Annotated in this window: 15 protein-coding genes; 6 read left to right on the top strand and 9 right to left on the bottom strand. The window is 55.4% G+C overall.

Going from position 1 to position 13,587, the window contains the following annotated elements:
- Positions 1–50 precede the first annotated feature (50 nt).
- Positions 51–1,211: a hypothetical protein gene (locus KSF73_09060; protein MBV1775863.1), complete on the top strand. Its 1,161-nt coding sequence runs from the start codon at positions 51–53 to the stop codon at positions 1,209–1,211.
- 1 nt (position 1,212) lies between these two features.
- Here KSF73_09060 and KSF73_09055 read toward each other — a convergent pair whose 3' ends face one another.
- Positions 1,213–3,054 carry a sensor histidine kinase gene (locus KSF73_09055; GenBank protein MBV1775862.1) on the bottom strand — a complete coding sequence of 614 codons (1,842 nt, stop codon included), beginning with the start codon at positions 3,052–3,054 and terminating at the stop codon, positions 1,213–1,215.
- Here KSF73_09055 and KSF73_09050 point away from each other — a divergent pair.
- Complete coding sequence (locus tag KSF73_09050; protein ID MBV1775861.1) at positions 3,047–3,649, top strand: response regulator transcription factor; 603 nt, start codon at positions 3,047–3,049, stop codon at positions 3,647–3,649. The two genes, KSF73_09055 and KSF73_09050, sit on opposite strands and share 8 nt — an antisense overlap.
- Before the next feature lie 271 nt (positions 3,650–3,920).
- On the opposite strand, the gene KSF73_09045 is transcribed toward KSF73_09050, so the two are convergent.
- The 3 genes from KSF73_09045 to KSF73_09035 all read right to left on the bottom strand — a co-directional run bounded on the left by KSF73_09045 (position 3,921) and on the right by KSF73_09035 (position 6,182).
- Positions 3,921–4,634, bottom strand: a complete 714-nt coding sequence (locus tag KSF73_09045; protein ID MBV1775860.1) for a cytochrome b/b6 domain-containing protein — start codon at positions 4,632–4,634, stop codon at positions 3,921–3,923.
- A 179-nt stretch (positions 4,635–4,813) separates the two neighbouring features.
- Positions 4,814–5,470 (bottom strand): 3-oxoacid CoA-transferase subunit B, encoded by a 657-nt coding sequence (locus KSF73_09040; protein MBV1775859.1) that lies wholly within the window; start codon positions 5,468–5,470, stop codon positions 4,814–4,816.
- 10 nt (positions 5,471–5,480) lie between these two features.
- Positions 5,481–6,182 (bottom strand): CoA transferase subunit A, encoded by a 702-nt coding sequence (locus KSF73_09035; GenBank protein MBV1775858.1) that lies wholly within the window; start codon positions 6,180–6,182, stop codon positions 5,481–5,483.
- Positions 6,183–6,370: 188 nt separating this feature from the next.
- On the opposite strand from KSF73_09035, the gene aroC reads away from it, so the two are divergent.
- Complete coding sequence (gene aroC / locus KSF73_09030; GenBank protein ID MBV1775857.1) at positions 6,371–7,468, top strand: chorismate synthase; 1,098 nt, start codon at positions 6,371–6,373, stop codon at positions 7,466–7,468.
- Positions 7,469–7,627: 159 nt separating this feature from the next.
- Here aroC and KSF73_09025 read toward each other — a convergent pair whose 3' ends face one another.
- From KSF73_09025 to KSF73_09015, 3 genes are all read right to left on the bottom strand, one after another.
- The gene (locus KSF73_09025; protein MBV1775856.1) at positions 7,628–7,891 is read right to left on the bottom strand and encodes a hypothetical protein; all 264 of its coding nucleotides are present in this window, start codon (positions 7,889–7,891) and stop codon (positions 7,628–7,630) included.
- A 118-nt stretch (positions 7,892–8,009) separates the two neighbouring features.
- Positions 8,010–8,255 (bottom strand): hypothetical protein, encoded by a 246-nt coding sequence (locus tag KSF73_09020; GenBank protein ID MBV1775855.1) that lies wholly within the window; start codon positions 8,253–8,255, stop codon positions 8,010–8,012.
- Positions 8,256–8,259: 4 nt separating this feature from the next.
- The gene (locus tag KSF73_09015) at positions 8,260–8,931 is read right to left on the bottom strand and encodes a sulfite exporter TauE/SafE family protein (protein MBV1775854.1); all 672 of its coding nucleotides are present in this window, start codon (positions 8,929–8,931) and stop codon (positions 8,260–8,262) included.
- Positions 8,932–9,095: 164 nt separating this feature from the next.
- Between KSF73_09015 and fnr the strand changes: the two genes are divergently transcribed.
- The gene (fnr, locus tag KSF73_09010) at positions 9,096–9,842 is read left to right on the top strand and encodes a fumarate/nitrate reduction transcriptional regulator Fnr (GenBank protein ID MBV1775853.1); all 747 of its coding nucleotides are present in this window, start codon (positions 9,096–9,098) and stop codon (positions 9,840–9,842) included.
- A 156-nt stretch (positions 9,843–9,998) separates the two neighbouring features.
- Here fnr and KSF73_09005 read toward each other — a convergent pair whose 3' ends face one another.
- Positions 9,999–10,292, bottom strand: coding sequence for a hypothetical protein (locus KSF73_09005; protein ID MBV1775852.1), 294 nt, complete (start codon positions 10,290–10,292; stop codon positions 9,999–10,001).
- 363 nt (positions 10,293–10,655) lie between these two features.
- On the opposite strand from KSF73_09005, the gene KSF73_09000 reads away from it, so the two are divergent.
- Complete coding sequence (locus KSF73_09000) at positions 10,656–11,576, top strand: LysR family transcriptional regulator (protein ID MBV1775851.1); 921 nt, start codon at positions 10,656–10,658, stop codon at positions 11,574–11,576.
- Positions 11,561–12,259, top strand: a complete 699-nt coding sequence (locus tag KSF73_08995) for a hypothetical protein (protein ID MBV1775850.1) — start codon at positions 11,561–11,563, stop codon at positions 12,257–12,259. The genes KSF73_09000 and KSF73_08995 overlap by 16 nt, the downstream gene beginning before the upstream one ends.
- A gap of 75 nt (positions 12,260–12,334) precedes the next feature.
- On the opposite strand, the gene fabF is transcribed toward KSF73_08995, so the two are convergent.
- The gene (gene fabF, locus KSF73_08990) at positions 12,335–13,576 is read right to left on the bottom strand and encodes a beta-ketoacyl-ACP synthase II (GenBank protein MBV1775849.1); all 1,242 of its coding nucleotides are present in this window, start codon (positions 13,574–13,576) and stop codon (positions 12,335–12,337) included.
- Between the last annotated feature and the right edge of the window lie 11 nt (positions 13,577–13,587).

The following is a 13,587-nucleotide window of genomic DNA, read 5'->3' as shown; positions in this document are numbered from 1 at the left end:
TACCGTTTTCCGACAATACGTTCATTCAATTTTCACAAGGAGTGAACAAGATGCTCGGAGAACTGTGGCGCTGGCTGGTGGCAATCTGTGATTATCGTGCCTGGTGGCGCATCCTGACCGGACAACCCGTTGTGGACGTCGTATTCATCAGCAATCTGCGCGACGAAGCCGAACGGCAGCGCTTCTTCGGGCGCTGGCGCCCGGCCAGTGGTCATGCCAACGGCCCGCGCGTTTACCACAACGGTGTCGCAGCCCGGGTACGCGGTATTGATGTCACAGCCGAAGAGCTCATGACGCGCGAAGGCCGGCGCAAAGCACAGGCACATTTCATCAGCGCCTGTGAATGGGCAGAAAAGCGCGGCGCTCGAGTTGTACTGCTTGCCGCATCCACCAAACGTCTGTTTGGTCGCGATGGCCGCACGCTCAAGGCGCATTTTCCGAATCTACTGTTCACCATTGGCGACAATGGCACAGCCAACATGCTGTGGCGCGACATCGAGCGCGCCATGAACAAGGCGGGTCTGAACAAGCGCTCCCGCGTACTGGTCATCGGACCCTATGGCATTCTCGGCGAAGCAGCAACCGATCGCCTGATTGCAGCCGGACACGAAGTGGTAGGGTACGGTGGCAATGTTTCGGCACTGGCGGAGATCAAGCAACAATACGGCATCGAAGTCGGCACACAGATTCGCGGACTGGGTAAAGTAGATGCCGTCATTGCCTGTACACACAGCCAAACCGCCAAGCTCACACCGGCCTGCATCGAAAGTCTGCGTCGTCCGGGGCGCAAGCTTCTGGTGGTAGATGTGGCAGAACCAGCTAATCTGGACATCGATACCCATGCAAAGGTTCGCGAGTTGGTCGTACGCCAAGATGCTGGCAATGCATTCGGTAAGCGCCTGCACTACGTTCTGGGGCCACTGGCCTGGAGCAAGCTCATGCTCTCCCGCGGCGTGGTGTTCGGGTGTTTTGCAGAAGCCATCGCGCTCTACCAGGCCATTCACAAACGGGGCGAGCGCCATCTGATGCGGTTCGACTGGTTCTCAGTCAACCCGCTACACATGGAATTGGCATCCCTTGCACTCGAGAAAGCCAGCATTGATCTACCGCACCCATGCTGTTTCGGGGAAAAAGTGGACAGCTTTGATCTCAGCATGCATGCCGTATTCAGCGACCCGCCAACTCGCCCTACCCCGCAAGTGGCAGCCTGACTTATGTTCCGGGAACAGTGATGCTCATCACCGTTCCCTTACCCGGCCGGGATGCAATCGCAAATCCATAGCCGGACTGCTCGCATAATGTCCGGACAATATACAGGCCAAGCCCATAGCCCTGCCGCTCCTGCGCGAAACGACCACCTTGCTGAAAAGGGCGCATCAACCGCTCGCGATCGACCTCAGGTAAACCGGGTCCACTGTCCCATACCTGCAGCACGATATCGGCACCGCGGCGTCTGGCTCCCAGCACAATCCCACCTGAATGGGTATAGCGAATGGCATTGCCAACCAAGTTATCCAGCAGTCGTAATAACACGGTATCCGATGCCACTACATCCAGTGATGTATCGACATAGCGCAGTCGCAATCCTTTTGCTTCTGCCGCCATCCTGTGCCGCTGATATACGCCGATCAGTACTTCATTGAGATCAAGTCGGGTTGCACAATGTCCGGATCGTGCCTGCCCCATGAGTTCGCGCAATAGCGACTCGGTATGATTCAGCGCCTGCTCGATATGGCTACCGACACTCGTCAGCCCTGCCTGAGCACGCAATGCAGGAATGGCAAGGCGAATGGCTGCAATCGGCTGCGTCAAATCATGGCCTGCGGCAGCCATCTCCATCTGCTGGTGAACATGCTTTTGCTGCAGTTCAAGCTTGTCGGCCTCGAGCTGAGCGAGTTGCTCTGCCTCATGCAGGCGAGCCTCCAGCTGACGTGCATGACTTCGCTGCAGCGTAAACATGCGCATTCCCACTGCCGCTGCAAAACAGAGGGCTTCCAGCAAATAGCCAATCTGCGGAAACACAAACGTCGGCCAGTCACGCAAAATGCCCATGACACTCAATGCAAAGAGGCCATTCACGCAGACCAGCATGCACAGCGCACCGGCCAGATACGTCCGTGCGGATGGCAAGCGCTGCCGCATGGCGACTGCGCCAGCCAGAATGGGTAAGGGCACGTAAAACGCCAGCATCGGATAGACCAATAGGAGGCTACCCGTCAGCTGGAAGACCAGTGCCGCGCTAGGCGTCATCAGCATGACAAACAGATAGGCTTGCCACAGCCATGGCGCACGTCTGCGCAAATCAAACAAATGCACCGTAAACGCTGCGTGCGAGCAATGAATGGCCACCTGCAGCCAGACCGGTACCGCCTGATTGAACTTCCCCCAGTCAGGCCAGCACCAGACAAACAGAAAGCCGCCGATCTGCAACAGAAACACCGACGCACAAGCCACAGTCACGGCATAGTAGAGATAGGCAGGCTGTTGCTCGATGGCGTAATGCATACAGGCAAGTAAAAAGAGCGCCAGCAAGCATCCCGTCACCAAACCAATGCGCAAATTATCGACACTCAGCGCCTGTTCCGCAGCAAGTGGCGTCTGCAGCGTCAGCGCCAGGGGTGTATTGGCATGGGCATGCCAGACCAACACGTAGCGAGTACGTTCGGTCGAGGCGGGAATCGGTAGCTGCACCATACGTGATGGCCAGGGGCGATCAGCATAACGACTCCCCGGCACCAATCGATATAGGCAGCGCGTATCCCCCGAAGAGATTGTGTAAAGCGAGGCGAATTCAATATCGGGAACACCAAGGCCAAGCAACCGCACATCGTGATCAGCATCGATGTCTATCTGCCACCATGTCGCCTCGGATGGAATAATCTGAGGTACCGTTTCCCCCGGACACAGTGCCTCAGATGCAGCCTGCAAGCGCACCGTGAGTGGTTGAATCCGCAAATCCGAGGCGTGCGCAGCCCATCCTACCTTGGCGAATAGCAGCAAAGCAGCGAAAATAGTCCACTTGTACAGTTTTAGATAGGCAGTTGCCATGCGCATCATTATTGCCGACGATCACGCCCTGTTCAGACAGGGCCTGAAAATGTTGCTCTCGCAGAAGCCTGACTGGCAAATCGTTGCCGAGGTCGGGGATGCCTCTACCCTCAAGCAGACTGTACAACAGCATGACGTCAACATGGTACTGATGGATTACCAGATGCCGGGGGAAGATAGCGCAGCGGTGCTGGCATGGCTGAAGAAACGCTATCCTGCATTGCGTGTCATGGTGGTCACAGGCATCCAGTCCGGCGCCGTTTTGCAGCATCTGGTGGACGCAGGCGCCGATGGTGTAATGCTCAAAGAGAGCGAAGCGGACGAACTACTAACAGGCATCTCACGTGTAGCGGCGGGACATCAGCATATTTGTCCCACGGCGCGAGAACGGCTGCGATCGGCAAGAGTCGAACTAACCGCCAGAGAATTCCAGATTCTGCAAGCGATCGCCACTGGTCAATCCAGCGTCGAAATTGCCGAACGCCTGCAGATTTCATCCAGAACCGTGGACAAGCATCGCGAAAATCTCATGGCAAAGTTTCATGTCAACAATGCCATGCTGCTGGTTCAGGCTGCACGGGAACTGCAACTGCTCGCCTAAGCATGGAAAGGCAAGGAGGCGGGAGCGCCTTGACCTGAGGTCAGTTGCACGCAACTGACCAGACCGGCACCAACTACGCGCACATTTCAGATACCCACGGCGGGCTTGCCAAGTGCGTCAGCGCTCCCGCGAGCACACCTCGCCGTGCGTATACCTGTATTCTGGCCTGCATCCATCCGAAAAGGGAGTCGCGCTCGACAAAAGGCGTCCAGCCACGACAAAACACGATCTGGCAGGACAAACAGCGAATGCTTACCCCGCTACAGCGGTGTTAGCCCGATGTCTGCACCACTCCAATCGCGCCAGCCCATTCGATACCCCCCCATACGACTGCGGCCGCAATCAGCGCAACGAGAAGCGCGAGCCATATTGGTCGCATACGCGGCTGAGCAATGGATGCATCCACCTCTTTACTGCCGCGAATCATCGGCGTAACCAGATCGTCGCGCTTGACCTTCTTGTAGAAGACAATTGCGGCCACATGCACCGCAACAGCAGCAATGATCAAATTGAAATTCAGATGGTGAATCTTGTTAAATAAATGACTCACCTCTTCGCCCAGCGCATTCACCAGTGGCCCCTGGAAATCGATGTCGTCATACGCCCCTAAGCCGGTCACCGCCTGAGTGAGCAGCAGCACAAGCAAAGCCACCACCATCAGCGCACCAGCGGGATTGTGCCCGATGACATGCGTAGGCTCCCCTGCTTTGGATGCGCGCACATAGGCGCGAATCGCTTTAGGGCCTTTCACAAACTGCGCAAATCGTGCGGTGTCACTACCCACCACGCCCCAGATCAATCGAAACACCAGTAAACCCAGTACGCCGTAGCCCAGCCAGGAATGCAAACGTGTCGTCTCAATGCCCGGCAATACTTTCGCCACCAGCTCACCCTGCTCTGCCGTCAGCCAAAGCAATGCCACACCCAACACCAGCAACCAGTGAAATAGGCGGGTGGGGACATCCCACAGGCGAATCTTGTGCATGCTGCATTCTCCCGGAAAAAACGTACATTCGCAGATGATCAGTTCATCAGCAAGCACATATAGGAATATTCAAACACCAATCAAATGCTTGTTTGACTCTAATCAAACCGCACATCTGCGTTGCCGACAAAAAGGCCGCCCAATTCGGGCGGCCTGTATGGTACATGCAACAGGACGGCTTAGAATTGCATTTCCGGCACGTGCTCCGGCACCACCATCTCGCCTTCGGTCTTGGCGACGATTTCATCGACCGACACGCCCGGCGCACGTTCCAGCAAGTAGAACTTGCCATCACGGATTTCGATCACGGCCAGATCGGTCACCACCTTCTTGATGCAGTTAAAACCGGTCAGCGGCAGGGTACACTTCTTCAGCAGTTTGGAATTACCAGCCTTGTCGGTATGCGACATGGTGACCACGATGTTCAGGGCGCCCGCCACCAGATCCATCGCACCGCCCATACCCTTCACCAGCTTGCCCGGCACCATCCAGCTGGCAATGCTGCCCTGCACGTCCACTTCGAATGCGCCCAGCACCGTGAGGTCAACGTGGCCGCCGCGAATCATGGCAAATGAATCAGCCGAGCTGAAAAATGCAGCGCCCTTGGCAGCTGTCACCGTTTGCTTGCCTGCATTGATCAGGTCAGCATCCACATCTTCTTCAAACGGGAACGGGCCCATGCCCAAGAGACCGTTTTCCGATTGCAGCATCACTTCCATGCCGCCCGGTACATAGTTCGCCACCAGGGTCGGAATGCCGATCCCCAGATTGACGTAATAACCATCGCGCAGCTCCTGTGCCACACGCATGGCGATTTGTTCACGTGAAAGTGCCATATCTGTCTCCTCAAGCCTTGCGAACGGTACGTTGCTCAATACGCTTCTCGAATGAACCCTTGATCACACGGTTCACGTAGATGCCCGGTGTGTGGATATGATTCGGGTCGAGCGAGCCAGCAGGCACAATTTCTTCCACTTCAGCCACGGTAATGCGGCCAGCAGTCGCCATCACCGGATTGAAGTTCATCGCGGTCTTGCGGAACACCAGATTGCCGTACTCGTCAGCTTTCCAGGCTTTCACCAGTGCAAAGTCGGCAGTGAGACTCTTTTCCAGCACATACATGCGACCATCAAACTCTGCAGTCGGCTTGTGCGCTGCGATGTCGGTACCGTAACCCGTTGCGGTATAGAAGGCCGGAATCCCTGCACCACCGGCGCGACACTTTTCAGCCAGCGTGCCCTGCGGAGTCAGGATCACTTCCATCTCGCCCGACAGCAGCAGTTGTTCAAACAGGGCATTTTCACCCACGTAAGACGCGATCATGGTTTTGATCTGGCGTTTTTCCAGCCACTTGCCAAGGCCGAAGCCATCCACGCCGGCATTATTGGACACAACGGTCAGACCCTTGTTGCCCATCTCGTATACCTTGTGGATCAGTCCCTCCGGAATACCACACAAACCAAACCCGCCCACCATGACGGACATGCCGTCCTGGAAGCCGGCGAGCGCTTCTTCGTATGTATGTACTACCTTGTTGAACCCTGACATGGGTTATCTCTCCTGTGTGGATGCAGCCTGGGTACGCTGCTAACGCTGTGATTCTTGGACCGGACCGCGATGATCCGGATGGTCGTTCCGACTGTGCTAGAATCGACCGGTTGCGCGAAACCCGAATCATCCAAGAGACTCGGCCACAAGGCAAGCGGCCCGTGTCTCTCCCACTCAGGAATGCACAGATGTCCGGCAGTTCGATTGGCTTATTGTTTACCGTCAGTTCCTTTGGTGAAAGTCACGGCCCTGCGATTGGCTGTATTGTCGACGGGTGCCCGCCCGGCCTATCCATTAGCGAAGCAGACATCCAGCAAGAGCTGGACCGCCGCAAACCCGGTACCTCACGCCATGTCACACAGCGCAAGGAACCCGATACAGTCGAAATTCTATCCGGTGTATTTGAAGGCAAAACAACCGGTACGCCCATCGCACTGCTGATCCGCAATCAGGATCAACGCAGTCAGGACTATAGCAAAATCGCGCAAACCTTCCGTCCCGGACATGCAGACTATACCTACTGGCATAAATATGGCATCCGCGACTACCGTGGTGGTGGCCGTAGCTCCGCCCGTGAAACAGCAGTTCGCGTGGCAGCCGGCGCAATCGCCAAGAAATGGCTAAGCGAACATTTCGGCATCACCATCCGCGCCTGCATGAGCCAGATGGGGCGCATCAAGATCCCATTCGTAAGCTGGGAACATGTCGACAGCAACCCCTTCTTCGCAGCCAATCCGGATATGACCGAACAACTCGAAACATATCTCGATGACATTCGCGCCAGGCGGGATTCTGTGGGTGCACGCATCGATGTCGTGGCAGACGGCGTGCCTGTTGGCTGGGGCGAGCCGGTCTATGACCGTCTGGATGCCGATATCGCCCATGCAATGATGAGCATCAATGCAGTCAAGGGCGTAGAAATTGGCGACGGATTTGGCGTGATCGATCAGCTGGGCAGCGAACACGGCGACGAATTGACACCGGCAGGCTTTGCCAGTAATCACGCAGGCGGCATTCTCGGCGGAATATCCAGCGGGCAGCAGATTCGAGTCAGTATGGCACTCAAGCCCACTGCCAGCATTCCACAGCCCCGTCGCTCGATTGATCTGGATGGACAGGCAACCGACATGTCCACTACAGGTCGTCACGATCCTTGCGTGGGCGTACGCGCCGCCCCCATTGCAGAGGCCATGCTGGCACTGGTTCTAATCGACCATGCACTACGTCACCGAGCCCAGAATGCCGACGTACATGTCAGCACGCCACGCATTCCGCCACAGGCCTGAGCATCCACCATCCAGTTTGCTGCCCTACCATGCAAAAACGCCCGCAATTGCCGGGCGTTTTATTTTGTACAGACCAATCGTTTATTCAATCAACCGTCAATTGGCCGTACGAAAAACAAAAGCCGACCCGAAGGTCGGCTTTCGCTGTCTACCGAAGAATTACTTCTTGGCAGCGTCAGCAGCCGGAGCAGCAGCCGGAGCGGCAGCAGCGTCAGCAGCAGGAGCGGCAGCCGGAGCAGCAGCAGCGTCAGCAGCCGGAGCGGCGGCCGGAGCAGCAGCAGCGTCAGCAGCCGGAGCAGCCGGAGCGGCAGCAGCAGGAGCAGCAGCTTCAGGAGCCGGTGCCGGAGCAGCAGCTTCTTCCTTCTTGCCACAAGCGGTCAGGGCAACAGCCAGCAGAGCAGCGACGAGCAGGGAATGTTTCATCGTTTTACCTTTAACGTTAAAAGTAGGACCACAAATCAAAAAGCACCCGGAATCAAACCGGAAACTTTCGTACTAAAAAGCAATGGCACTTCACGAATGAAGACCGGCGGCACAGATTCTAGCAGCTTCCAAGGAAAATAAAAGCATCAAAATCCGACAATCGTGTACAGATGATCATGTTGTTCATCATCATCTGCATTTTTTGCCGATTTTGCGCTTTTTCCGTGACACCTTCTGCGTCGCACTGCCAAACAGCTGCACGAATGCTGCCACACATTGACGGACAATCGCAACAATCGCCACCGAGTTTTTTTCGACAAATGCCGGTATAGATGGACATCCAAGCAAAAACAAGCAGTTGCATGTAATTATGCAAGCATCGCCACAAGTTTATATAGCGCAAAGGCAACAAGCAGACCGCCAGCAGTTTTACGAACCCATGATTTTTTCCGCCATTCCTGCGTCACCTTCCCGGCCACGCCAAGCAATAGAAGATTGGGCAGGGTACCCAAACCAAACGCCAGCATCACGGCAGCTCCGTGGTCTCCACGACCGGAAGCGAGAGCACCAATCGCTGCGGTATAGACCAGTCCACAAGGCAACCAGCCCCATAACAGCCCGGCAACAAACGTCCGGGGCACAGTGTTGAGCGGAAAAAGTGATGCCCAGACAGGCTGCAAGAGGCGCCAAAATACAGCACCGCTCCGTTCAATTTTCACAAACCAAGCCGCAGCACCTGCAATGTACGCCCCCATACATGCAAGCAGTATCAACGATGCCACATATAAGGACTTCTGGAGCACCAAGGCCATTCCCACCCTGCTCGCAACTGAGATGATGGCGCCCAGTAATGCACCCACCATCATGTACGAGGTGATTCGCCCGGCATTCATCACGAGCAATCGTATCCATTGTCCCCTTCCCCGGGCGCCCAGACCAGCGGCAACACCCAGTCCGCCACACATCGCGAGGCAATGGCCTCCGCCTAGCCAGCCCGCGACAAACCAAGGCCACATCAGGGAAATCAAGGTATGTTCCATGGTACGAATCTTACCTGAGCAGTGCATTTTTACGACAGCTCATCCACTAAAATCGCGCAATTCCCCATCCTGAGTAAACATTGTGAACAAGCTTTGGTTGTGGAGTTTGCCCGAACGCGGCAAACTATAGGCCTTGTCACTTTTGCGCACACGCCATGTCGTCCATGATCACGCCCATCGAAGTCGTTCCCCTGCGTGAACTGCAAACACACTGCACTACCTGCTCATTGCGGGAACTGTGTTTGCCTCTGGGTCTGAGCCATGGAGAGCTCGATCAGCTTGATGAAGTGATCAAGCAGCGCATCCCCATCAAGCGTGGTGAAGCGCTGTTCCGCAGCGGCGATGCCTTCAAGTCGCTTTATGCCGTACGCACTGGTTTCTTCAAAACCACCGTCACGTCAGAAGATGGACGCGAGCAAGTGACCGGTTTCCACATGTCCGGCGAGCTGATTGGCCTGGATGCCATGGGCAACGAAATTCACGGATGTGATGCCATCGCCCTCGAAGATTGCGAAGTCTGCGAACTGCCTTTTGCGCTGCTTGATGAACTCTCTCGCCAGATTCCGTCGCTTACTCGTCACTTCTACAAGCTGATGAGCAAGGAAATCGTTCGCGACCAGGGTCTGATGCTTTTGCTGGGCAATATGCGTGCAGAAGAACGTCTGGCAGCATTTCTCTTGAATCTTTCCCAGCGTTTTCATGCCCGCGGGTTCTCTCCCAAGGGATTCCACCTGCGCATGACACGCGAGGAGATCGGCAGTTATTTGGGGCTGAAGCTGGAGACGGTCAGTCGTACCTTTTCCAAATTCCAGGCAGATGGCATGATCAAGGTGCAAGGCAAATACGTTGAGCTCATCGACATCCCGTTACTGAAGCAGCTCTTATCAGGCTGCAGCGGTAATCACGAATAAGTTACCGCTCACCCATCACGGGTGCATCATTTCGCAGCACAGATAAAAAGGACACCTGCAGGTGTCCTTTTTGCCAAGCGCGAGACAGACTACATCCAACGACTGGTTCATCCAGCTACGCAATGCCCTCAATCACCCCGCCAACGGTGGAGACAATTAGTGGGCAAGCGTCCCGTGATCGTCGTTGCGAACCGGCTTATTGAAATCGACAGCGCAGTATCGATTTACCTGTTCTCTATCGCGCTCAAAGAATAAGGTCAACGCACTGGAACAACCCGCAAAAATCCAAAACGCGAAAAAGCCCACCGAGTAAGCCACCATTCTGCTTTGGAACAACGGCTCACCACTAGAGAACAGCTCAAGTGGGTCAAACAGCGTAAAAAACAGCGAATTCAGAATACCGGCCATCACAAAAGAGGGCCACAGCACTAACATCGTTTTGATCTTCATTTTGTCCTCTCCATGAACCCGCTTCGGGATACAGGTTAAGCGCCTGAGATTCATCCTACTCCTGCATTGATAAACGTCAAATAGCTTGTAAATCAGTAAGATGAGGAAATGAACCTTGCACAAGAAACAATGGCGAATAATGTGCAGCGCAGCAACTTACAAGATAGGCAAATACTCATCTCAGTCTTTCAATTTGCTGCATAGCAAAATCCGACGGACGGCGTGCCTTGCATCATGGCAAAAATCAGACAGATGGAATGCATCAAGAAATCAACAGCTTGAATGTCAGATTTCCAGAACACCCTCGCTTCAGGTGATAATGCCTCATCCACCCACTTTTCTTAGAGCATGAAGACCATGCCCATGCGCTTGACCCTGGATGCACTCGCGGTAATTGATGCCATTGATCGTAAGGGCAGCTTTGCCGCCGCAGCGGAAACCCTGCACCGCGTTCCCTCTGCAGTTACCTATACCATCCAGAAGCTTGAGCAGGAGCTGGACGTAGCATTATTCGACCGTAGCGGTCATCGCGCCAAACTGACACCTGCCGGACAGGAGTTGCTTCGCGAGGGGCGCACCCTGTTAGATGCGGCGTGGGCGCTCGAAGCGCGTGTGAAGCATGTTGCCCATGGCTGGGAACCCGAGCTGCGAATTGCAGTGGGCGACCTCGTCTGCATCAATGGGTTCATGCCCCTGATACATGAGTTCGATTTACTCGGCAGTGGAACCCGCCTGCGTTTTTCGCGCGAAGGATTTGGTGGCAGCTGGGATGCGCTCTATACGGGGCGGGTTGATCTGTCGATTGGTGCACCAGATGAAGCCCCTCCGCTTGGCACCTTTAAACACGTCCCTTTAGGTGATCTTGTCCTTTTATTCGCAATTCCACCCACTCATCCGCTTGCCCTGCTCGGCCGGCCACTGGAAATGAATGAAATTCGCCAGTTTCGCGCCGTGAGCGTTGCCGATACCTCTCGTTCACTCCAAGCACGTACATCCATGCTCCTGACCGGCCAGCCCACACTGACCGTGCCTGACCATGAAACAAAAATACAGGCGCAACTTGCAGGCTTGGGGGTGGGCTTTGTCCCCCAGCCCCTGGTTCAACCTTTTCTGGACAGCGGGGAACTCGTTGCCATTCCAGTTAACGGCATGAGCCGAAATGCACGCTTACATACGGCCTGGTCAAGCAAGTCGACGGGTAATGCGCTTAAATGGTTTATCGAACAATTATCGCGTCCGGACGTGATTCGCGCACTGGGGTGTACACCATGTATCCAACCTTGATTGCCTCACACATTCCGCCAAGCGTGCTGCAACGCTTGGTTCGTCAGGGATTCAAAGGTCACCGTTTTGCCGATGAACATGCCTTACCATGGCCAGATATCACGATTCAGGATTTGCCAGCCGGTTCCGTCTGCTGGCTGACCAGTGTACCCGTCCCATCCCGGCAGCAGGACTCCGTACTGTGGTTTGGCAAGTCCATTGAAGTTCTACGCTATCCCGGGGCATGCGCAACACTTCATCTGCAGGATCATCCATTTGCCGCAGAGTTCGGCTTCGCCTGCATCGTTGGCGGCACGGCACCTGAAGTGGCGGCTCAGGCCCCCATCCTGAATGCACTTGCCCCTTTTCCTGGCGCATGGTTTCATGCAGGCGATCGATTGTCCGCAGACTTTATGGCAGGGATCTCAGGCATAACCGGCGCGCAGATCATGCAACTTGGTCAGTCCGTCCTCGGCGGCAAGGATGCACTTGGAAGCTGGCTCGCCAATCATCAGCAAGCGAGTGCGGCCTTACAGGGTCTAGCTGAAGCGTATCTTGCTACGCAGCCGCAAAACGAGGCATTCAAAAGTGCCAATCCACTTGCGGCATTCTCTGCATGGACAAGCAAAGACTCACCCGCTTGCCAACTTGCCCGCAGTATTGCCGGTTTGATGAAGGCGACGCCTGCCGGGCAAGCCGATTAATCGTCACGCATCGATCTCTAACGAAAAAAAGCCGCCATGTCTGGCGGCTTCTTCTTGAGCATATCGCAGCACAACTTATACGCGCTTGAATACCAGCGTACCGTTGGTACCACCAAATCCGAAGGAATTGGAAATCGCTACATTGATCTTCATGTCACGAGCGGTGTTCGCCACGTAATCCAGATCGCAGCCGCCTTCCACATCCTGATCAAACAGATTGATCGTCGGTGGCGCCACCTGATTGTACAGCGCCATCACGGAATACACCGCTTCGACACCGCCCGCACCGCCCAGCAAGTGGCCTGTCATGGATTTGGTGGAGTTCACAGCCAGTTTGCTGGCGTGATCACCAAATGCCAGCTTCAGCGCATTAGTTTCATTCGCATCACCCAGCGGTGTCGATGTACCGTGCGCATTGACGTAATCTACCTGATCAGCGTTGATGCCCGCATCGCGCAGTGCATTCGCCACACCACGTGCCGGACCTTCTGCATTCGGTGCGGTGATATGGTGCGCATCGGAGCTCATACCGAAACCGGCCAGCTCCGCGTAAATACGCGCACCACGCTTCACGGCGTGTTCGTACTCTTCCAGCACCAGTACGCCAGCACCTTCACCCATGACAAAGCCGTCACGGCCCTTATCCCATGGACGCGATGCGGTTGCCGGATCATCATTACGGGTAGACAGTGCCTTCATGGCAGCAAAGCCGCCAATACCCAGACGGGAAATGGCACCCTCGGCACCACCAGCCACCATCACATCTGCATCGCCGTATTGAATCACGCGAGCCGCATCACCAATGGAATGCGCACCTGTCGTACAGGCTGACACGATGCCGTAGCTCGGCCCTTGATAGCCCTTCAGGATGGTCACATGGCCTGCGATCAGGTTGATCAGCGAACCCGGAATAAAGAACGGGCCAATCTTGCGTGGGCCACCATTGATCAGGTCCACGCCGGTATTTTCGATCAGTGGCAGACCACCGATACCGGAGCCGATATTGACGCCTACACGCGTCTTATCGAGACCCGGTACGTCATCAAGTCCTGCATCGGCAATTGCCTGCAAGGCGCCTGCAATGCCGTAATGGATAAATATATCCATCCGGCGGGCTTCCTTGGCGGAAATGTATTGAGTGATGTCAAATCCTTTGACTTCACCGGCAATCTGGCATGCCATATCGCTGGCATCGAAACGGGTAATGGTGCTGATACCGCTCTTGCCTGCGAGCAGATTAGCCCAGCCGCTGGCGAGATCATTACCTACCGGCGAAATGTGGCCAAGGCCGGTTACCACGACTCTGCGTTTGGACACGGAAATCCTCC

This window comes from Burkholderiaceae bacterium DAT-1 (assembly GCA_019084025.1).
In the GTDB taxonomy this organism is placed as follows: Bacteria; Pseudomonadota; Gammaproteobacteria; order Burkholderiales; family Chitinimonadaceae; genus DAT-1.
This window is presented reverse-complemented; position numbering and strand designations above follow the sequence as displayed.